Raw genomic sequence first — 22,460 nt, 5'->3', positions numbered from 1 at the left:
AAACGAATCAAAATTTTATTTGTGGGCTTTTTTATTTAACTGATATAGGAACTTCGAGATTCTCCCATTTTAGTAAAAAACCATCTTTGGTTATCTCATAGGTAAGATTTTCTATATTGTTGGGGGTTTTTCTTGCCATTGTTTTGGCGATGAGCACATCATTTTCGACTTTTCTCGTAGTTTCACCACCTCTCTTTATGCCCCACTGCCCAATTTCCGAATTAAAAATAACTTGCCAATCGCCTTCTGAGGGAATGGCATACAGACTATAGGAACCTGCTGGTAATTTTTTACCGTCAATAGTGAGGTCCTTATCCGTTTTAAATAGGGTGGCCTCATTGGCACCTGCGCGCCATACCTTTCCATAAGGCACTAATTCGCCCCAAATTTTTCGGCCTCGTACGCTCGGACTGCTATAATGTATTGAAACGCTTGCCTGACCAATTTTTCCTGAAACGGAATCTTTTGGACTTTTTGCCTGTTGAAAAGCAGGGTTTTTGACACAAAAAAAGTCTAAAAAATTGGACATTTTGGACTTTTCTATTTTGCATATATCGTTATCAATAATCATTGACTGATTGTCAATGGGTATCTCAATAATTCGACCTTGGGCCAATTGCATTGAGAAGATCGCACATGTGATTAAGAGTAGTTTTTTCATTTTTTATGGTTTAAATTAAATTGTACGGGTTTCAATAAACTTCGGTTAAAAAGTCCTTCAAACTTTGCGTCCTTCTTCCTAAAATAGTTTCCAAGTCGTTTGTTTGTTGATCAAATTCGCCATTGGATATAGCTTCACCGAACATGCTTAACATGCCAATGATAGGTTCTGGAACACCCACTTTTTTCATTTGACCATTGAATTCAGCTATACCGGGCGATATATACTGAATGGGCTCTTGGGTTATCTCGGAAAGCATTTTAGCGACATCCGAAAAACCGATTTTTTCACTACCATTTAACTCCAGTGTGCGATTCGTATAGGATTTTGGATCCGATAGTATTATCGCTGCCGCTTGGGCCAGATCCTTTCTTGGTGCAAATGCGACCTGTCCGTTTCCACAAGGCAAATAGACTGATTTGGTTTGCAGCAATTGATTTTTATCCCCAATGAACATAGGAATTACCTCGGCATAGAGATTATGTCGTAATATCGTATAATCAATGCCAGAACCCTTGATCCAATTTTCTGTCTGCCGATGTGCATCAACGACCACGTGTAAGGGAGCGCTATTACGTTCGTCCTTTCTTACCGTACTGGTATATACGATATGTTCTATTCCTGCTTTCTTGGCCGCTTCAACTACATTTTTGTGCTGTGCCATTCGATTGGCAATGTCACTGCCCGACACAAAGTAGAGCACCTTGATATCGCGAAAGGCGTTGTTTAGACTATCTAAGTCTTCATAATCACCGATTCGAACATCGAGACCCTTACTTTGATAGTTCTTAATGCTATCGCTTTTATCCTGCCGTATCAAAACCCCTATGTTGCTTGCATCGGTTGTTTCAAGCAAGGATTTCAATACGCTACTGCCTAAACCACCTGTGGCTCCAGTTATCATTGTTTTTTTAATCCATCCCATCCTTAATAGTTTATTACAGAGTGTTACTTACTTTTGGTAAGTCAAAGATATTAAGTAACTTTGCATAAAACAAGAACTTTCAAACCGGTTTGTTACTTACTTTGAGGTAATTAATACTGATAATCAATACATTATGGGTAAAGAAAATTTAAAAAAATATATTGACGCCGATAATTGTCCTGTTCGCAACGTGCTCGATAGATTTGGCGATAAGTGGTCTACCTTGATAATTCTGATTTTAGGGGAATCTAAGGTTTTACGTTTTAACGAATTACAAAATGCCATAGGAACGATTTCCCAAAAAATGTTGACGGTAACATTAAAGAAACTAGAAGCAGATGATTTGGTTAATCGCACTATTTACCCGCAAATACCGCCAAAGGTAGAATATAACCTTACGGAAAGAGGAAAAAGTCTATTACCACATATCCAGAACATTGTAGCGTGGGCCAATGAAAATATGGAAGGCATTAAACAATCAAGAATGAGCATATAAAAATGGTCGCGTCGGATGCGCTGGTCAGCGTGAAACATATACAGAGATACAATTCAGTGAAACCATCGATTTATTGGAGTTGAATCATTTATTTTTCATAATTCTGTTTCTTTATTGTTTACTATAGGATTACCTATTGACGGCACTTGTGCTTGCCGAGTGCGCCAAACATTTTATCATAAATTTTTCATGGATATATCTTTATATGCCAAATTTTATGGCCGTAACCTACGAAGTAGACTGGAATACATTACTTCGCAATTTCCATAAAGGGCACCGAAAAAAACTTTGCGTTCGGATAAAACATTTGCGTTGCTCTGATTTGGACGGAATAATTATATTGTTTTATAGAAATGAGAAAGTTCTGCAAATCGGCCATTTTTTCGTACCATTTCTAAAATGTAAAATATCTTTTTAGTGGAGGTCCTGTTCATGGTCTCTTTTATTGGTTACTTTAGTTGTCCTTTTTACGGAACTCAAACTGTTTGTAAAAATTCAAAATATTATAACCCTAACGTTCTACTAGGCAGAGATGAGTAATCTATTTAAGTGCAGTTTGATTAATTTCTGCAACTTCCTTTAAAATAAAAAGATGATGAATGTTAAATGTCACAAACAATTACCGTTAACTCATATAATTTTTAGTGCCGGAATGCATCATTAGTTTAATAGGGGTAAAAGCAATTCTGGCCTCAATTTTTAATTATTTACAGCGAAAAATCTGGTTGGGTTGTTAAAAAGTCACCTATTCGGTGAGTATAAAAACTATAAGCTCTCAAAATCCCTATACATAGGCGTTAAAGAGAAAAATTCTATACCCTACGGCTCCACAAAGAAAACCACCTTGAGGGTAGTTTTTCTTTATGACTACGGGAGTCTCACGCCAGCGCTACTACTTGCAACCGCGCCTACTATAATTTCTAACTGGCAATGGAGGAATTGGTACTTAAATTATTATAAATTTTAATTAATGTATCGGCCAGTAAAGGTTTTGAAATAAAATCCCGTACGGTACTATATTTTTTACTTCGTAAAATTTCATCGGCGCCTATATAGGAACTAACAATGAAAACTTGGGGTTTAACTTCCAAGGCTAATTTTTCAAATTCATCCAAAAAATTCCAGCCGTTCATAATTGGCATATTTAAATCTAAAAAAATGACATCGGGCATGCATTCCCCTTTTTCCGCAAGAGATGTAAGGTTTATCAAAGCTTCATAACCGTCCTCAAACACCATAATATCAGAACCAAAATAGTTATTATGGTTCAATAAAATTTTAGTTCCATACACACAAATAGGATCATCATCAATGATACAAACCGTTTTAATTTTCATAGCGCACACATTTTTTTGATTACATATAATTTATTTGTTAAAAAATTAACAATATAAAACTTACAAATACTCGACAATATATACTATATATGTGTATTAAAAAATTAATTCATTACCAAAATTCACTACAACGTTGTAAATTTTACATAATTCAAAAAAAGGTAACTAATTCATACCTAAATCATTGTAAATAATAGCCATGAATTTTAACGTATAATTACCTTATTGAAAATATAATTGTAGCAAATGAATAACATTAGCATATAGTAAATGGTCAACACGAAATTATTTTCATTTGTTAAAATTTCATTCCTTTTTAATTAATTGTGTACTACACACTTACAATTAATTAAAAATTCTTAATATTAAGATTGCGTATTTAATTCGCAGTCAAAAGTAATCTAAGTCTATATTTTAAATAATTTTCCCAATAGCAATGCGCCCTAGACAAAAGCTATTTAAATACCTCTTTACGACCCTGGCTCCTCTCTTATTTTCCTGCAATAGCAGTTCAAAGAAAATAGATTTTAGTAGCCAGATAAAACCCATTCTAAACAATAAGTGCATTACCTGCCATGGTGGCGTAAAAAAGAGCGGTGATTTCAGCCTACTTTTTAAGGAAGATGCTTTTGCGGCTACAGCCTCTGGTAAATCTGCCATTATACCTGGAGATGCCAGTGGAAGCGAATTTATAAAACGATTAAAGTCCAAGGACCCGGAATTGCGCATGCCCTATGAAAAACCTCCGTTGACCAAGGAGGAAATTGAACTACTGACCCAATGGGTGGATCAAGGTGCGGAATGGGGTGAACATTGGGCATATACCTTACCGGAAAAAGTGGAAGTCCCTGCCCTGACCGAAGAGGCTGCAATGGTCAATTTTAGTGAAGACCATTTTCTACAAAATGATATTGATCGGTTTATTCTGGCCAAAATGAGCTCGGACACCCTAATGCCCAACCCACCTGCCGAACCCCATGTATTGATTAGGCGATTGGCCCTTGACCTTACGGGCCTACCTCCGTCAGATGTACTGTTCAATGCATTTGTATCTGGAAAGACTACGTATGAAGAAGCGGTGGACCTACTATTGGCGCAACAAAGTTTTGGAGAAAAATGGGCCAGTTGGTGGCTAGATCTGGCGCGTTATGCGGATACTAAGGGATATGAAAAAGATAAGGGAAGGAGCATGTGGCGCTACAGGGATTGGGTCATCAAAGCCTTAAACAATGACATGCCCTTTGATCAGTTTACGACGGAACAATTGGCCGGAGATCTATTACCGGAACCCTCCGTTGATCAGTTGATAGCAACCGCGTTTCACAGAAATACCATGAACAATGATGAAGGCGGTACCGAGGATGAAGAGTTCAGGGTAGCTTCCGTTCTGGACCGGGTCAATACCACATTTTCTGTTTGGCAGAGCACGACCATGGAATGTGTTCAGTGCCATAGTCATACCTATGACCCCTTTAAACATGAGGAGTACTACAAGGCCATGGCGTTTTTCAATAATACCAGGGATGAGGACACACCAGATGAGAGTCCCACAATTCGTTTCTATACCGATGCGCAAGAGCGACAAAAAGAGGAAATCGTACATTGGGTACAAACGTATGGCTCTCGAGAAGAAGCCCACAAATATGCCGATTTCCTGACCTTTATGGAACCCAAATACCTGGCCCATAACGCCACTGATTTCGTGAACGGCGAACTCGCCGACACCAAATATTTGGCCCTTTGGGACAATGGTTCCTGTGTTATGAAAAATATAGATACACAAGGAGCCTCTTCGGTATACCTGTACTATAGGGGATTTACGGAAGGCACCACCATTACCATTAGGGAACAGGATGCCAACGGTGCGATCCTATCCCGCTTTAAAGTGGGCAATACCATGGGCAATACCATTGAAAAAATACGATTTAAACCCATACACCACATGGTGGACCTATATTTTGAGGCGGACAACAACTCCATTGCTCCACAGGTATCTACCAGTCATATTACGTGGCTTGCCTTTATTAAGGACCTTCCCGGAAAGAACAAGCCGGGTTATGAAAAAATAAGCAATGCGTTTTTAAATGTATTGAATTTGAAAACGCCTACGTTGCCAATTATGATCGAGAACAAGGAACATATGGCCAGGACCACCCAAGTTTTTGAACGTGGCAATTGGTTAATGTTGACCGATACCGTAGAACCGGGCACTCCACACATACTCAATCCTTTTGACGATGCATGGCCAAGGAACAGGCTGGGTCTTTCCAAATGGTTGGTAAGCACCGAAAATCCGCTCACGGCACGCACCACGGTGAACAGGGTTTGGCATCAGCTTTTTGGAAGGGGTATCGTATCGTCCCTAGAGGACATGGGTACCCAGAGCGACCCACCAAGTCACCCAGCATTGTTAGACTGGCTGGCGCTTAGGTTTATGCATGAACATGATTGGGGCATGAAGGCCATGATCAAGGAAATGGTATTGTCCGGCACCTACAGGCAAAGTTCTGTCGCAACCCCGGCCTTATATCAAAAGGATCCGTACAATACCCTTTATGCCCGGGGACCAAGGGTACGTCTTACGGCGGAACAGATCAGGGACCAGGCATTGGCGGTATCCGGATTATTGAGCGATAAAATGTACGGCCCCGGCGTTATGCCACCCCAGCCGGATGGCGTATGGCAATCCGTTTACAGTAACGAATCATGGGTAGAAAGTAAGGGTGAGGACAAGTATAGGCGTGCCGTATATACCTATCTAAAACGTACCAGCCCCTATCCGTCCTTTATCACTTTTGATGCCGGTAGTAGGGAGGTATGTACCATTAGGAGAACCGTAACCAATACCCCTTTACAGGCCTTGGTAACCCTAAACGACCCCGTTTTTGTTGAGGCGGCTTATGCGTTTGCCCAATCTATGCAGCATGAAAACGTGGAAACCGGTATTTCCAAAGCATATGAGAAAGCCACACGTGCACCTATAGAAGAGGAACGCCTACGGATATTGATAGCACTTTATGAACAGGCATTGGAGGAATTTACTTTAACCGCTGGCAAAAACACGATTTTTATGGGTCTTGAGGAACAACCGGACCCAAAACTTGCCGCATTGACCGTGGTGGCAAATGCCATTATGAATTTGGATGAATTTTTAACCAAGGCCTAAGCCCTACATCAAAATGTACGCGCATGAAAAGTAATGTAGAACGACTTATAGCAGAAAAATTACAACGGGAGGTAGCCGCAAAGACCCGTAGACATTTTATAAAACAATGTGCCACGGGAATGGGCGGATTGGCCTTGGGCTCCATTTTTATGGGATGCGACCCGCTACGGCCCCAACAAGCATGGGCAGGCACACAGAACGGGTTTACCGAGCGTGACCTCAACCCTTTGGCGACCCTTCCCCCACCATTTTCCCCAAAGGTGAAAAATGTCATTTACCTGCATATGGCCGGGGCACCCTCCCAATTGGAAATGTTCGATTATAAACCGGAACTGGCCAAATTGAACGATCAAGCCTGTCCGCAATCCTTTCTTGAAGGCAAAAAATTCGCTTTTATTCGTGGTACGCCCAAACTTTTGGGACCGCAAGCAAAGTTCAAACAGGAAGGGAAATCGGGGAATTGGGTATCGGACAACCTGCCCCATTTTAAAAAGGTAGTAGATGAAGTGGCCTTTTTAAAAGCGGTACATACCGATCAGTTCAACCACGGTCCCGCACAATTGTTCATGCATACCGGCAGTCCGCGTTTGGGCAGGCCCAGCATAGGCTCGTGGGTAACGTACGGTCTTGGTTCCGAAAACCAGAACCTACCCGGTTTTGTAGTCCTCACCTCGGGCGGTAAGGCCCCCAGTGCCGGAAAAAGTGTTTGGGGCAGCGGCTTTTTGCCTTCGGTTTACCAAGGGGTCCAATGTCGCTCTAAAGGAGACCCTGTACTCTACATAGAAGACCCTGAGGGTATTTCAAGGGACCTAAAAAAGAATACCATCAAGGCTATAAACGAAATCAATAAAAAGGAATATGCCAAATATGCCGACCCGGAAATATTGGCCCGCATCAATCATTATGAAATGGCCTACCGCATGCAGATAGCGGTTCCGGAGGTCATGAATATCAATAAAGAACCGGTCCATATCAAGGAAATGTACGGCGTAGAGCCGGGTAAGGAATCCTTTGCCAATAACTGTCTGTTGGCGCGTAAATTGGTAGAGGACGGCGTTCGCTTCGTACAGTTGTTCGATTGGGGATGGGATGCCCATGGTACGGACCCGAGCACCGCCGTGGATTTGGGGTTAAAGAATAAATGCCGCGAAATAGACCGACCCATGACCGCCCTTTTGCTAGATTTAAAGCAGCGCGGCCTCCTGGAGGATACCCTAGTGGTCTGGGGAGGAGAGTTTGGCAGAACCCCAATGCAGGAGAACAGGGAAGGAAAGACCATGGGCTTTAAAGGACGTGACCACCATGGTGATGCATTTACCATGTGGATCGCCGGTGGGGGCATTAAAAAAGGTACCTCTCACGGAACAACGGACAGTATTGGGTTTGCCGGGGTAGTTGGCAGGGTGTCCGTACATGATGTACATGCCACCATTTTACATTTACTGGGCCTTGACCATGAACAGTTTACCTATGATTTTCAAGGTAGGCCGTTTAGGTTGACCGATGTGGAAGGGGAAATCATTAGAGAAATATTGGCCTAAAGAAAACTAACCCTATGGTAGCATTACGAACGTTTTTACTGGTTACAATCTTATTGTCCGTCAACGCCCTTTGGGGACAATCAACAAAATCGATACAGTTTTTTCAAACGGATTGGGGACGCACGGTCTCATGGGATGCGTTTTGCGAAAAAACAAAATCCGCCGGTTATGACGGTATTGAAATTTGGTTTCCAAGCACCAAGGAAGATGAGGAACAATTAACAGCCGCCTTACAGCGTCATGACCTGCAGGTTGCCTTTTTAAACGGTACCAACAAGAACGTCCCTTTTAAGGAAAGTTTGCGTGCCTATGGCGAACATTTAAAAAAATTGGTGACCTGGTCCCCTGCGTATATCAACTGCCATACGGGAAGCGACTTTTTTACCTTTGAGCAGAACAAGGCCTTCATAGCGGTTGCCAACGCCATTGCCAAGGAACATAACATTCCCATTTATCATGAAACCCATAGGGGTCGCTTTAGTTTTAACCTGCCCGACACCCAAACCTATTTGGACCGAATTCCCGATTTACGCTTAAATTTGGATATCAGCCATTGGATGGTGGTACACGAATCGTTATTGGAACGGCAGGAGCAAGCCCTTTCCCAAATTATTCCGCGTACAGGGCACTTGCATGCACGGGTGGGACATGCCGAAGGACCGCAGGTCAACGACCCCGAAGCACCGGAATGGAAAAAGGCCGTGGACAGGCATTTGGATATTTGGGAAAAAGTTATTCGCCACCATTGGAAAACTCACGATACCTTTACCCTAACCACAGAATTTGGCCCTGCCGGCTATATGCCTACTTTGCCCTATACCCAAGTACCCGTTGCGGACCAGTGGAAAGCCAATCTGTATATGGTGAAGGTGATCAAAGAACGGTTAACCATTGAATAGCCCTTTATACGCATGGATATTTTAAAACAACTTTTAGGAAGACTGCACCCCCTTGTCGTGCATTTGCCCATTGGTTTTATCATTGCTGGATTGCTCTTGCAGCTTGTAGAACGCAAAAAGAAAGAATTTACCAAGGTCATATCCCTCATTTACCTTTGGGGAGCGTATGTGGCCGTATTGGCCTGTATTACCGGATATCTACAATATCTGGGCGAAGGCCATTCGTTCAATTCCGTTGAGATCCATTTATGGTCCGGGATTGCTACCGCCCTGTGCTGTTTTATACTGTGGGCCAGGTTAGCCACAGTTTCATTTGCCGCTATGCTTCAAAAAATTCCCGTTTTGGTTATCTCGGGATTACTTTTTGTGCTGATATCCTTTACCGGTCACCAGGGCGGCAACATTACCCACGGGGAGGACTATTTGGTAGAGCCATTGCCCAATACCCTTAAAGCGGCCTTGGGATATACGGTCTTTGAGGAAAAGGAAATTATACTTTCGGAAACGGATTGGGAATCTGCGGTGTTCTATACCGATGTTATTGCCCCTATTCTCAACAATAACTGTGTAAGCTGCCACAACCCTAAAAAGGCAAAGGGGGAGTTGTTATTGCATTCTGAGGAAGGCATCCTTACCAGTGGGGAAAACGGACCGGTACTGACGGCACATCATCCAGGGGAGAGCGACCTTTTTCTACGGATGGAACTGCCCAAATCCAATGACCGGCACATGCCGCCCGATGGCAAACGTCAACCGAGCAAGGAAGCCATTAAATTGGTAGAAACGTGGATTGCGAAAGGACATCCGTTCACTACGACCATAGGGGAACTGAAATTACCCAAATCGCTTTTTGCACCTTATTTCCCGAAATCCGAGGTAATGGACTATCCCCCAACCGAAATAGCCGCTGCCGCTACGGACAGTATCCACTATGTAAAGAATTTTGGATTGCACGTGGCCCCGATCAGTGAGGGAACGAATTACCTAAAAGTATCGGCACTTAACTTACCCACGTTTACCAATGCCGATGCTCCTTATTTAAATGCCATAGCACCTCAAATTGCCCTATTGGACCTTGGCGGCACCCAAATAACCGATGACATATGTACAGCGCTTGCCAAGTTGCCCAACCTTACACGGGTTCAATTAGATCATACCCAACTAACCGGGAGCCAGCTGGAACAATTTAAATCACTTCAATATTTAAAAAGCATCAACCTTTCCTACACCAATTTTAAGGAGGAATATCTTTCCGTCCTCACTGAATTTAAGGCTTTGGAAAAAGTAGTTTTGTTCAATCCTGAGCATCATAAAACAGGTACTGAGTATTTGAACAATGGAAAAACGGCCGTGGAGTATGGCAATTATACGCTACCGGTCATCGCATCGGATAGTATTGTGTATTAAGGTTGAAAGGTTTCTGTGGGTTTAAGACCGCCACATTACAGACTCGGAAATTCGAGCTGTATATTGTAAACTCTTATTTATTCCAGAAATAGCGGCTTTGCGGTAATCATTTTTGTGTCCCTTTCTAAATGTAATAGTTCACTAATAGTAGGTGCAATTTGGTTGGTGAACAGCTGTACATTATCGGTTTCCCCCACTTGTTTTACCTTAGGTCCCAATATGGCCAACCATGTATGTTCCGCACCTTGTACTTCTTTGCCATGGTCGGTCCATTTTGCATGTTCACGTACACCTTCTCCCCTGCCGTGGTCCGTGGTAATTATAAAATAGGTATTGTCCTTATAAAAGTCGTCTTGCTGTACGTATTGCCATAAATCCGCGATTAGGGCATCGGTGTTATGTAGGGCTTTCATGTACAAATCAAATAGTCCGCCGTGTGCAAAATCATCGGTTTCCCCATATGCTATATACACCAGTTTGGGATGATTCTTTTTTACATACTCCTTGGCAAAATGGTGGGTAAAAACATCTAACCGCACACTTTCCCATATAACCGGGGCTTGGCGTTGCATTTCATTTAAGAATTGCTCCCGTTCGCTTAAAGCTCCCTTAGCGTTCATATACCCGGCATTTACGGGCACCCCACTTCTTTTGTCATTAATGATAAACGGAAAGACGTCCCAACTGGCAAAGGCAGCAACCTTTCCTGTATATTTCTCTTGTTTATTTGCCAATTCTAAAACCGTTACATTCTTATTGTAGTTTTTGTCGTTACTATCAATATGGGCATCATCTGCCTTACCTGTTAAAATCTCATTATACCCAGGATAGGAAAATAACATTTTATTAGTGAGATCAACTTTACTGCCTTTCGTCCTATTGCCGTACAATTGACCATCTTTGGCAATGGTATTCCAAAAAAAAGGCATGATTTTCTCCCTACTTTCTTCAGGTGAACTACCTGAAAACATTTTATTCAACAGATCTTTGTCTTCTGTATAATTACTCTGCACCAATGCCGTATCTAAACCTTGGTATACATCTTGCCAACGTACACCATCTAACGTAATTAAAAATACATTAGCGGTCTTATCCATTTGAGCTGTTGCCCCTACCCACATAAATAGCACGGCAACCAATAGTATTCTCGTTCGTATTTTCATCATCAAATTAATTATTCGTTTTAAATGATTGTGTTTTTGACCAATCGCTCCAATTTAAATGTTGGTCCCTATAGCGTACTCGCCAATAATATTTGGTATTCGGTTTTAATCTTTTAGTGGGTTCATCGGTTAAGTTATCGTTTTTTTGCCTGTTTTCTCCGTAATACCAATTTTCAGATTGTTTCCAACTATCCAGAACCAATGTATCAAAATCCTCTGTTGTGGATATTTGCCAATGTGATGCCGCATGATAGGCATCTTTAAAGGAACTTTTAAAAGGTTGCGCCTTTAACAATCCGCCAGTATATTCCACTGTACCATTAAATGCAATAGCTATTGGAGTATCCGGTTGATGTGAGTTGGCATAAATGACAATTTCATCTGTTTTTTCATTGTCCCTATACAACTCTTCATTTCCCCTACTGATTCTTTTGATGGTGAATTTTGGATTCTTATGATTACCATCAACCTCTACCATAACAAAGCCGTATTCATCTTGGGTAACACTGAATTCATCATAGTCCCTACCCTCAAACTCACCCCAATTATCAATAGCGCCACCTGCGGATGCCACATTGATCCAAAGATGTTTATGATCCTTAGACTGCCCTCTAGAATAGCCATGGGTATGTCCAAAAAAATGCAAACTAGGCTTACCGGTTTTGGTGGTAAATTCCTCTAACATTTTTACCACCTTTCCTGAAGATTCTTCTTCACCGGGAATCCATAATTCAGATTTGTGCGGATGGTGCAATTGTGCGAACACAAAATCTATTTCCCCATTCTTAGCCGTCTCTTCAAGCAATGATTTCAGCCAAGCAAATTGCTCACGACTATCACGGTATCCTTCATTTGAATTAAGACCGATAATTCTGGTATTGCCATAATCTTTGTACCACCAATGCTCTGCATATGCGGGTGTACCATTTTTAGGCAAACTAAAATATTTAAAATAATAGTTTGCGTTTCTTTCATGATTACCCAGTACAGGATACACAGGCACTTCTGAAAAAAGGTTTTGCGCAGGCTTAAAAAAGTCGTTTTGCCACTGTTCGTACTTTGCACCGTTCTCCACCAAATCTCCTGGTATTAAAACCATTGCCAAATCATCTGGCACGTTGTTACCATATTCCGACTTCAAGAAGGGCAGTATACCTTTGTTTACAATTTCATTGAACTTATCCGGATTTTGGTGATCAATTTGCATATCGCTCATAGCCAAAAAATTGAACGACTCATTATCACTTGCAAATGGAGGTGTCTTAAACTGATAAATATCTGAGACCAACTTATCTGTTTTCACACGATAATAATAGGTAGTAAATCTTTTTAGTCCCGTTAGTTTCACCTCATGAATACGAGATGGACCAAAGTTGATATCCTCAGCACCACCTACCGCTTTTTTACCCAACTTAGGTGACGTACCAAACTCAACCACGCTTTCTTCTCCCAAAGAAGTCTCCCACATAACCGTAATTTCGGTAGGGTTCGCATCTTGCAAATAAGGCTTAACCACAAATACCGATGTCTCTTGGGCATATAAGGCAACACCACAAAAATAGGTTGCCAAAAAAGTAAAATTCAATAGTTTCATATGTCATTAATTACTAACGCTATTTAGCGCATGTTCTAAAATTTGTATTGCATTCTTTAATTCAGTTCTAGTAATGGTCAACGCTGGAGCCAATTGAAGCACATTACCTGCGGACACCTTAAAACTCAGACCATTCTTAAGGCAATTGTACATAACCTTTTCAGCTTTTTCCACTGCTTTCTCCTTCGTCTCCCTATTGGTTACCAACTCAACGCCCCATAGTAATCCACGACCACGTATATCGCCTATAAGTTCGTACTTTTCCTTTAAAATGGTCATTGAAGTACACATTGTCAAAGAGTCTCCCGCAACCTTATGCAGTATTTTTTCCTCTTCTATAATTTCTAAGGTCGTCAATGCCGCCATGGCACCTAAGGGACTTTTTTCATGGGTATAATGCCCCAATGAAATGTCCGGGAATGTATTATACCTATCTCTGGTAACCATACAGGCCTGTGGAAAAATACCACCGCCCAATCCTTTGCCCAAGCAAAGAATATCTGGTTCTATACCGTAATGTTCAAAAGCGAACATTTTTCCGGTTCTGCCCAAAGCAATGGGTATTTCATCTAAAATAAGAACAACCCCATACTTATCGCATAATGCACGAGCCGCTTTCCAAAATGTTACCGAAGGCAATTGAACGTCCGTATTGCGAACCGTCTCTGCGATAAAAGCACCTATATCACCCTCTTTTGCAAATACATATTCCAAATATTCCAAGCATTTAGCTTCATTACCTTCAAAAATACCCCTATAGATCACAGGTGGAGGTATTCTTTCTACTCCTGGCATCATTGGTCCCATATATTCCCTAAAAACAGCTTCTCCACCAACACTGACAGCATCTAACGATGCGCCATGAAAAGAGTCCCAAAACGATACCACTTTAAATTTACCGGTAACGGCGCGTGCCAATTTTAAAGCAATTCCTACCGCCGAACTCCCGTTTGGAGTCATTAAAACCCTATTTAAATCCGATGGAAGCAATGAAGCCAGCTTCTCCGCAAATCTTATAGCAGGTTCATTCGTATATCTCCTGGTAGAAAAAGACAGCACCTGTAACTGCTCCGTTAAGCGCTGTACCAATTTAGGATGTGAGAACCCCAGTTGATGCACATTGTTACCATGAAAATCTAAATATCGCTTACCGGATATATTCTCTATATGTGGACCGCTACAATTACCAAGTACATCTAAACAGGGCGAAGACAAAGCTTGATGAAAAAAGTAACGGGCATCTTTTTCCAATAACCTTAAAGTCTTTACATCGGTAATACCATCAATCCATTCATTTCTGGCATGGGTGTTATTTATATCTCCTTCGGTACGTTTATTCTGTAATTTATCTTGCTTCATACGGTCCGAATTCTGCGGTTATTTCTCTTTTGTCAGTGGTGTCATCAAGTACAAAAATGGAGTAGTTATTTCCATTAGGATATACGCGTAGCACTATATGACCATTTTGACTTTTGTATTGATTTAATCTACCGCCAATAACATCTTTATTTGCCTGTAACATGACGTTAGAAAATACGTCACGTTCTCCTGGGTATAGTTCTTTGGATGTAATTCGCCTCAATACTTCATCTCCCGGATGGTCTGATGACCAATTTTGTTGAATCCATACCCTTGGTCTCAACGTACGCACGTAGACATCATTCTGCGAGTCTCGATTGCCATGATGATTTAAGGTTGCCACATCTACCGCTCCAATAACGGGTGCAATATGAGATTCTACTGAATTATCATCGGTAGCACCTATACCATTTACTCCACTTATATCGCCCCCGGTAAAATAATCGAACTTACCATAGCTAATTTTAATACAGGTACTCAAATTATTCTCACCCGGGTATTCCCCTTTTGAGAAAAGAGGCAAGGTGTCATTACCCACCCCCGTCCAAACTGTTCCGTTTACGGCAATATTGCGAATATTAAAATTGTGATACTTTTTTACTTTGTTCACCAAAACGATCTGGTTATTTTGCCCTGGTATCAAATGCTCGTGTACCAAACCATTTCTAGTTTGTTCATCCGCTAGAAACTTCCAATAGTTCTTAAGCGTCGGTACCATACCATAGGCATCATTTTGAAATCTTTCTTGATTTTGAATCTCGGGGTTACGCAAATTAATGGGGTATGTAAAGCCTCTATCCAACACTTTATGTATAGGAAACTTATTGCCTATTTCGGTAATTCCGGTGAGCCTATAATCACCATTTGCGGCTTTTAACCTTAAACTATCCAGTTCACCAAAATGATCATCATGATAGTGTGTGATCAGCGCATAATTTAGTTGTTTTTTATATCCTTTCGGAAAAAACTGATGCATGTAATCAACGATCCACTCTGGTGCTGTTTTATTGGTATTTGGCATTCTAGGGGCATTCCTTGCTGACAAGGTTCTCGGGTGAGTCTCAGACATATCGCCAGCATCGATCAATAAAGTAGTACCGTCCGGTAAAATGGCAAAAGCGGCATCTCCCCTACCTGTATTTATATGGTGAATATCCATCATTCCCTCTTCCCAGTTGGATAATTGTTTATCGACATCCTGAGAATAACAAAATGTGGACACCAAAAGAACCTGTACAACTAAGAGGTGTTGATATATTTTCATTTTAATTTCTTAAAAGATTGGTCGACAAAATCTGATTGGGTATTTCACCACTTTTCACATACACATCTAACCAACCGTCACCACCGCCATTGAACCAAAGCACCTCAACGGTGTGACTACCTTTGTCCATTTCAATACTTCCTGTTTTTGTTCTTACGCCATGGTCCCCGTCATTATCGACAACCAAGTGACCATCTATGAACAGTTTACTACCATCATCTGATCTTACTGCAAAATTGTAACTGCCTTCATGTTCAATTTTGAGCATACTCTTAAACCTGAACAATGTGTTTGCTTGTATATGCTGACGAACTTCTTCCGATGAAAATTCAAAAACGGTTCCCCTAGCATCCGGTTTTCTATTCCCTATTGATGGAATAAAGGAAAGGTCGTTCAAATGAAAAACCTCATAAGAAACAGGAGCTTTAAGCGATGCTGGTTTTATCCTAAAAAATGCTTCGGAAACCCCACTGCTCAACTTATCAGCAACAAATATGGCACTCTTTACCACCGTATTTTCTTTTAGAACTATGGACCGTTTAAAGGTGTTGGATTCTTTCGTTGGCATTGCACCATTTAGCGTATACCTAATTTCACCGTAGGCATTTGGGTTCTCCAATACTAACTGGGCCTCCTCATTGAACAAGCCCCCATCTGCTGCATAACCTTTTGCCGGTCTATTTAATCTTGGTTTTTTCAACTGTACCAAAGTAGGGTAATCATCTTCCACATTTTCACCCTCAAAAGCCTCAAGTACAGGTCTACCGATCCATGCACGTGGTGTTTTAATTTGAAGGGCGTATGCAACAGTTGCAGCATTGTCATATTGGTATACCGGATATTTTATCCTATAATCTTTTTTTATACCCTTGCCCCAAAGAATAAAAGGTATTTCAATTTCTTCCATAGATTCGCCACCATGCCCTTTGCCCTTACCGCCATGATCAGAACTAATGACTACCATAGTATTATCTGCCATACCAGATTTTGTAATGGCCTTCATAATTTCCGCCAATAATGAATCTGCCTTTTCAACCGCATGGTAATACTCTTTTGTACCGTGCCCAAACTCATGACCGGCGTGATCAATATGATCAAAGTGGACAAACGTAAATAAGGGTTTTTCTACTTTGATATAGCTACTGGCGTTCACAGCCGTTTTTTCCTCGGTAGCAGGATTTTCATCAAAGTCTACCGCATTCTTCTCAAATAACCGTCCAAAACCTCCCCAATGATAAATTGCTCCAATTTTTTCCGATGTTCTTTGCTCACGAATCAAATGAAAAATACTGGGAAACAAGAAAGGTTCGCTCTGTGTAACTGCGGGTAAAACTAAATTATCCTTCTCCCAAGCATTGGATGTAATACCGTGTTGTTCCGGTCCGGCACCCATAATCATAGAAGCCCAATTGGTACTTGAACTTGTGGGCAAAACTGCCCTTGCGTGCATGGTTGAAGCACCCTCTTCTATCATGGTATCAAAAGTAGGCGTATCAGCATTTTGGAGTCCGTCCGGACTCAACCCATCAAAACCGATCACCACAACATGGGTGGTTTCAGAACCCATTTTATCCAACTTGTCATAATCACAAGACCATAGGGAGGTCATCCCTATGGTCAGTGTTATAATTGATGTGTACTTTTTAACCTTTTGCTTAATCAACATCCCACCAAAGTTTGGTATTAATATCATCGGCACCCATACTTTGTACAGCGGCATTGTAGTTTTCGCTATTGGTAGATTTCACAGAATTTGGATATTGAAAACGTACCGGAACCATACCATCGTTAACAGCATCTGGACCTGGAATTACTTCTGGCATTCCCGTTCTTCTCCAATCTGACCATCCTTCAAATCCGGTATAGAAAAGAGAAATCCATTTTTGAAGTGCGATTTTAGCCAAGTTGTCATCGGTATCGCCCGAAAGAGCTACGGCATTTTGCGCTACATAGCCATCAATGTCCGTTGCTTGCATAGCATTGGCAATATCAGACCATCCTCCGGCGGCAACTCTTTCTGTGTAATACTCAAAAGAAGCTCTAATTCCGTTTTCATAGTACGTAGTCGCATCACCTGTAGAAATGAATCCTCTTTCCGCAGCCTCTGCCAAAATGAACTGTAGTTCAGAGTAGCTCATAATAATGGTCTGTGAAGCGGTAGCAGATGCCTGCTCTGGGTTACATGCTCTACAGCCCAACAAAATACCCAATCTGGAAATGAAATTAGAGCCGGACTCATCTGGGTTTCCAGAGGGACTATATCCTAATGCCGCTTCATCATCCAACCCATTGGGCATACCTACATAATCATCAAAATTTTCAGAGAAAATTCCCTTTTCAGAAGCTGTGGTCGGCTGTGCGAAAACATACAATCTATTATCGTTCAAATCCTTTAAGCGAGTTTCTAAGGTTTGACTTAAACGAACCTCATCAAAACTACCACTGCGTGTGTCATATTTTGGCTGTGGGTTATCTGAATTCCATGTCACTACGGTCATATCCTCATTACTCTCAAAAATAGGATACGCAGAAGGGTTACTCGTAATCTGGATCATTCCCGCAACGGCAGTTGCATTATCCACATCACTGATACGCATTAGCAAACGCAATCTTAACGAATTGGCAAATTTTCTCCATTTTTCAATATCGCCGTCATAAAAAATATCACCTGAAATATTATCGGCATCGGTCAAAACCGTGTTTGCAGTTTCTAAATCTGCCAACATACCGGCATATATAGCACTTTGAGCATCAAAAGCAGGAGTAACATTACCATTCTCAATACCCATGGTAGCTTCAGAGTAAGGCACATCTCCGTAAGCATCGGTAACATAAGAATAGATCCATGATTTCATCACCAAGGCGACGCCGTAATAATTCTGTGCATCTTCGTTAGCTTCGGTATCCCTAATAATATTTTCTACATCTCTTAGAGATGCATATGCGTTATCATAAGGATCACCGGAAGGAGACCAGTTATAGGTATCACCACTGGTAAACTGAAGTCTTGCCCCATATTGTACTACGGTAAAACCTTCTTCCCAACCTTGATCGCCCCAATTATAGGCCATCTCTCTTTGTACGCCCGGCAACAATAATCCCGGCTCTGCAGAAGCAGGATAGTTAGGGTTTATATTGATCGTTTCAAAATCTTCGGTACAGCTTACCGCCAATACCAAAGCACATATAATTAATAATGTTTTTTTCATGATTTCTTTAATTAATAGTTTCTTCTACTCTTAGAAATTAACCTGTAAATTGAAGGTAAACGAACGTGAACTTGGGTAAGACATATTTTCAATACCCGGTTGTAGCGTACCACCCGATACCCCAACCGTTTCAGGGTCGAAATGAGGATTGTCCGTCCATAGAATCAGGTTTCTACCAGTTACAGAAATTCTAGCATTGGTGATCGGTAATTGATCGATCATTTTTTGCGGAAAAGAATATCCTAAAGAAACCTCTCTAAGTTTGGTATAAGAGGCATCATACTTTGCGGCTTCTACATTATCCCTTTCATAATATCTGTTGTTGAATGTTCTAGCATCCACATTTACGGTATTTGGCACATAATTAGGACTTTCTGCAGTACCGGTATTTACTACACCTTCAGCTACGATACCCGTTTCTCTACCTTCCAATGTTTCCTGCAGTTGACCAGAAGTACTACCAATGGTCTTAGTCCTAGATACTACGATACCCCCTTGTCTGGTATCGATCAAGAATCCTAGGTCAACATTCTTATATTTGAACGTATTTTGCATGCCCAAAGTAAAATCTGGGGCATAATCGCCTTGGTATACCAAATCATCTGTTCGTTCCGGAATACCTTGGTTATTAATGATCATTTGACCAAAATACTCGCTATCCTCATCTTCTACCCTTTGAAAACCTCTACCATAAATAGCACTGATAGAACCTCCTTCACGGGCTTGAATATATGCCCCGTTCGCTGAAGTTAAGGTGAACTGGATATCATCTCCTAAATCGGTCACTTCACTTTTGTTGGTAGCAAAGTTGAATGTAGAGCTCCATTTAAAGTTATCTGTAAGTACCGGAACAAAGTTGGCGATAGCTTCAAAACCGTAGTTACGTACCTCGCCCGCATTGATCAACTGACTGCTATAACCACTGGCAATATCCGTACTAATATTTATGATCTGGTTTTTGGTAGCACTATCATAATAGGTCATATCCAAATTAATTCTACTTTGTAGAAAACGCAGATCCAGACCAAATTCATAAGAGCCGGTTATCTCTGGTTTCAAATTTGAATTTGGTATCAGTGAAGATTCTGTCAGTATAGGGGTAGAACTATCAAATTGAGTCTCATTTTGGTAAAAACTACGCAATCTATACGCATCGGTATCATTACCTACCTCAGCATAAGCAGCCCTTACCTTGGCAAACGTTACCCAGTCTGGCATATTGAACATATCACTGGCAATGGCACTTAATGTAACCGACGGATAGAAATATGAATTATTACCTTCTGGCAATGTACTAGACCAGTCGTTTCTTCCTGTAATGTCCATAAACAATACATTGTCATAGCCAAATCTGGCATAACCGTATAAACTATTGATGCGCTTTTCACTGTTGTTAGAGCTCACTTGCACCGCCTGTCTACTATTGTTAAATGAATACACCCCAGGATTGATCAACTGTGGAGCTACACTTTTTGTAAAGTCTTGCTTTTGACGTAATTGGTTTCCACCTGCGGAAATATTTAAATTAAATTTTTCCCCAAAGGTTTTATTATAACTCAGCAAGAAATCAGAATTACTTTCTTCAAAGAAAATATTATCTTCTTGGTATGTCCCAAAAGGAAAACGCTGCGTACTGAACGCTCTTTTACGAACCCTAAAATCTCTATAGAAATCACGACCGCTACGAAGCAACAACTTCCAGTTTTCGCTAATATCATAAGTAAGGCTAACATTACCGAACATACGATCCTTATCTTGCGCATTGGTATTCTCATACATAGTAAAATAAGGGTTATCGTGGTAGTTGTAGTTGTAGTTAAACTGCTGTATACCCTCTAGACCAGGTTGCCAATAATCTCTAAGGTTATTGGTATTCAATTGGCGCCCGTACCAAATGAACAGGTACATGATACTTTCCGTACCGTAACCTACTGCAGGTCTATTGTCACTATCTGTCTTTACATAATTAAGATTGGCATTTACCTTTACTTTATCCGATACATTCATGGTTCCGGAAAAACTTAAGGTATTCCTATTGAGATCAGTATTGGGCAATGTACCTTCTTGATCCAAGTTCTGAAACGACAATCTCATGTTTCCCATTTCACCACTTTTAGAAATGGCAATACTATTGGTTTTTGTAATACCAGTTTCAAAGAAATCTTTTGTATTATCAGGTTGAGACACCCATGGTGTAGGAATAATATCGGCATTACTCACCGAGGTGTCACCACCTCTGGTTCCATCTGTTCTTGGCGAGTCAAATTGTGCAATCATAAGTCCGGTATCCAATCTTGGACCCCAACTTTCATCAACACCATCGGCAATACCGGAACCACTACCATCTACAAAAGAAAACTGTTGGTTGTTCCCTTGTCCGTACTCATTTTGCCAGTCTGGCAGCATTAATACATTTTCTACGGTAATGCCCGTATTAAAAGAAACACCAAGCTTACTACTTTGGGATTTCCCTTTTTTAGTTGTTATGATAATAGCACCGTTTGCCGCTCTTGATCCATAAAGCGCTGCTGCAGCCGGTCCTTTTAGTACGTTGATCGATTCTATATCTTGCGGATTGATTTCAGCTGCACCATTACCATAATCTACACTCTGCGTACCTGATCCACTAGAACCAACAATTTCATTACTGATAGGAGTACCATCTACAATGAACAATGGCGAGTTACCATTAATGTTCAGAGAAGCATCACCACGAATAGAAACCCTTGCCGAGCCACCCAATCCGGTTGGGCTGTTGGTAATTTGTAAACCGGCCACCTTACCGGACATACTGTTCAATAAGTTTGGCTCCCGTGCCTGAACAACCTCGTCATTATCCAATTCTTGAGAGGCGTAACCCAAAGATTTTTTCTCTCTTTCTATTCCCAATGCGGTAACTACAACCTCATCTAGTTGTTGAGAATCGGGCTGTAAATTTATGGTGCCCGTAATTTTATTCGCTGTATTATACTCCTGAGCAATATACCCAATATAGGACACCACTAAAATGTCATTTGAACCGTTCAGTTCAATACTGAAGTTGCCATCAAAATCTGTGGCCACCCCGTTCGTTGTTCCTTTCACTATTACAGTAGCACCAGGTAAAGGAACTTGGTTTTCGTCTAACACCTTACCCGTAAATACCGTTTGGGCATGTGCTACAAAACTTGCTAAAAACACAAGCATTGCAATTAATAATGTTTTTTTCATTTTGTTCGTATTTGTAAACTTTGGTTTGTTAGTTTAGCAAATATCTAAATGAAAATTCAATGACAAGCCTATTACACATTAAGCAATTGCAACTATTACAAGGCTAAAGTTAGCTTAAGGTTAGTTAAACATTATTTACAAATATGCAAAATGTAAGTTTTATGTTAAGTCCCTGCACCATGGCTGATTACAGCTGTAGCACCTACCAAAAAACAATACATTTTATTTT

At 41.0% G+C, this 22,460-nt stretch carries 15 protein-coding genes; 5 read left to right on the top strand and 10 right to left on the bottom strand.

Annotated features, from left to right (window positions below; all coding sequences use genetic code 11):
• Window positions 1–31: 31 nt before the first annotated feature.
• Together Q2T41_RS13735 and Q2T41_RS13730 are read right to left on the bottom strand one after the other, a co-directional pair.
• Window positions 32–661, bottom strand: coding sequence for a DUF2911 domain-containing protein (locus Q2T41_RS13735; protein WP_304436533.1), 630 nt, complete (start codon window positions 659–661; stop codon window positions 32–34).
• A gap of 31 nt (window positions 662–692) precedes the next feature.
• The gene (locus Q2T41_RS13730) at window positions 693–1,586 is read right to left on the bottom strand and encodes an SDR family oxidoreductase (protein WP_304436532.1); all 894 of its coding nucleotides are present in this window, start codon (window positions 1,584–1,586) and stop codon (window positions 693–695) included.
• 133 nt (window positions 1,587–1,719) lie between these two features.
• Between Q2T41_RS13730 and Q2T41_RS13725 the strand changes: the two genes are divergently transcribed.
• On the top strand, window positions 1,720–2,082 hold the full coding sequence (locus Q2T41_RS13725) for a winged helix-turn-helix transcriptional regulator (protein WP_304436531.1): 363 nt from the start codon (window positions 1,720–1,722) through the stop codon (window positions 2,080–2,082).
• 920 nt (window positions 2,083–3,002) lie between these two features.
• Here the strand turns inward: Q2T41_RS13725 and Q2T41_RS13720 are convergent.
• Window positions 3,003–3,419, bottom strand: a complete 417-nt coding sequence (locus Q2T41_RS13720) for a response regulator (RefSeq protein WP_304436530.1) — start codon at window positions 3,417–3,419, stop codon at window positions 3,003–3,005.
• A 436-nt stretch (window positions 3,420–3,855) separates the two neighbouring features.
• Here Q2T41_RS13720 and Q2T41_RS13715 point away from each other — a divergent pair, with 436 nt between their 5' ends.
• Genes Q2T41_RS13715 through Q2T41_RS13700 form a run of 4 tightly spaced genes read left to right on the top strand, consistent with a single transcriptional unit; the run spans window position 3,856 to window position 10,432 of the window.
• Window positions 3,856–6,585 (top strand): PSD1 and planctomycete cytochrome C domain-containing protein, encoded by a 2,730-nt coding sequence (locus Q2T41_RS13715; protein ID WP_304436529.1) that lies wholly within the window; start codon window positions 3,856–3,858, stop codon window positions 6,583–6,585.
• A gap of 23 nt (window positions 6,586–6,608) precedes the next feature.
• The gene (locus Q2T41_RS13710; protein WP_304436528.1) at window positions 6,609–8,126 is read left to right on the top strand and encodes a DUF1501 domain-containing protein; all 1,518 of its coding nucleotides are present in this window, start codon (window positions 6,609–6,611) and stop codon (window positions 8,124–8,126) included.
• A gap of 14 nt (window positions 8,127–8,140) precedes the next feature.
• Complete coding sequence (locus Q2T41_RS13705) at window positions 8,141–9,025, top strand: sugar phosphate isomerase/epimerase family protein (RefSeq protein ID WP_304436527.1); 885 nt, start codon at window positions 8,141–8,143, stop codon at window positions 9,023–9,025.
• Window positions 9,026–9,037: 12 nt separating this feature from the next.
• Complete coding sequence (locus Q2T41_RS13700; protein ID WP_304436526.1) at window positions 9,038–10,432, top strand: c-type cytochrome domain-containing protein; 1,395 nt, start codon at window positions 9,038–9,040, stop codon at window positions 10,430–10,432.
• A gap of 77 nt (window positions 10,433–10,509) precedes the next feature.
• Here the strand turns inward: Q2T41_RS13700 and Q2T41_RS13695 are convergent, their stop codons facing one another.
• From Q2T41_RS13695 to Q2T41_RS13665, 7 genes are read right to left on the bottom strand one after another with little or no spacing between them, the layout of a single operon-like run.
• Window positions 10,510–11,598 (bottom strand): alkaline phosphatase family protein, encoded by a 1,089-nt coding sequence (locus Q2T41_RS13695; RefSeq protein WP_304436525.1) that lies wholly within the window; start codon window positions 11,596–11,598, stop codon window positions 10,510–10,512.
• A gap of 4 nt (window positions 11,599–11,602) precedes the next feature.
• Entirely contained in the window at window positions 11,603–13,189 is a 1,587-nt protein-coding gene (locus tag Q2T41_RS13690; protein WP_304436524.1) for a fibronectin type III domain-containing protein, read from the bottom strand.
• A gap of 6 nt (window positions 13,190–13,195) precedes the next feature.
• Window positions 13,196–14,548 carry a (R)-1-hydroxy-2-aminoethylphosphonate ammonia-lyase gene (gene pbfA, locus Q2T41_RS13685; protein ID WP_304436523.1) on the bottom strand — a complete coding sequence of 451 codons (1,353 nt, stop codon included), beginning with the start codon at window positions 14,546–14,548 and terminating at the stop codon, window positions 13,196–13,198.
• Window positions 14,535–15,812, bottom strand: coding sequence for a ComEC/Rec2 family competence protein (locus Q2T41_RS13680; protein WP_304436522.1), 1,278 nt, complete (start codon window positions 15,810–15,812; stop codon window positions 14,535–14,537). The genes pbfA and Q2T41_RS13680 overlap by 14 nt, the downstream gene beginning before the upstream one ends.
• Window position 15,813: 1 nt before the next feature.
• Window positions 15,814–17,478 (bottom strand): alkaline phosphatase family protein, encoded by a 1,665-nt coding sequence (locus Q2T41_RS13675; RefSeq protein WP_304436521.1) that lies wholly within the window; start codon window positions 17,476–17,478, stop codon window positions 15,814–15,816.
• Entirely contained in the window at window positions 17,468–19,021 is a 1,554-nt protein-coding gene (locus tag Q2T41_RS13670) for a SusD/RagB family nutrient-binding outer membrane lipoprotein (RefSeq protein ID WP_304436520.1), read from the bottom strand. Before Q2T41_RS13670 ends, Q2T41_RS13675 begins: the two co-directional genes overlap by 11 nt.
• A gap of 30 nt (window positions 19,022–19,051) precedes the next feature.
• The gene (locus tag Q2T41_RS13665; protein ID WP_304436519.1) at window positions 19,052–22,231 is read right to left on the bottom strand and encodes a SusC/RagA family TonB-linked outer membrane protein; all 3,180 of its coding nucleotides are present in this window, start codon (window positions 22,229–22,231) and stop codon (window positions 19,052–19,054) included.
• Window positions 22,232–22,460 lie beyond the last annotated feature (229 nt).

The organism is Maribacter confluentis, from assembly GCF_030505015.1.
Classification (GTDB): Bacteria; Bacteroidota; Bacteroidia; order Flavobacteriales; family Flavobacteriaceae; genus Maribacter; species Maribacter sedimenticola.
Note: the sequence above shows the minus strand (reverse complement) of the source record. Positions and strands in the feature narration are given on the sequence as shown.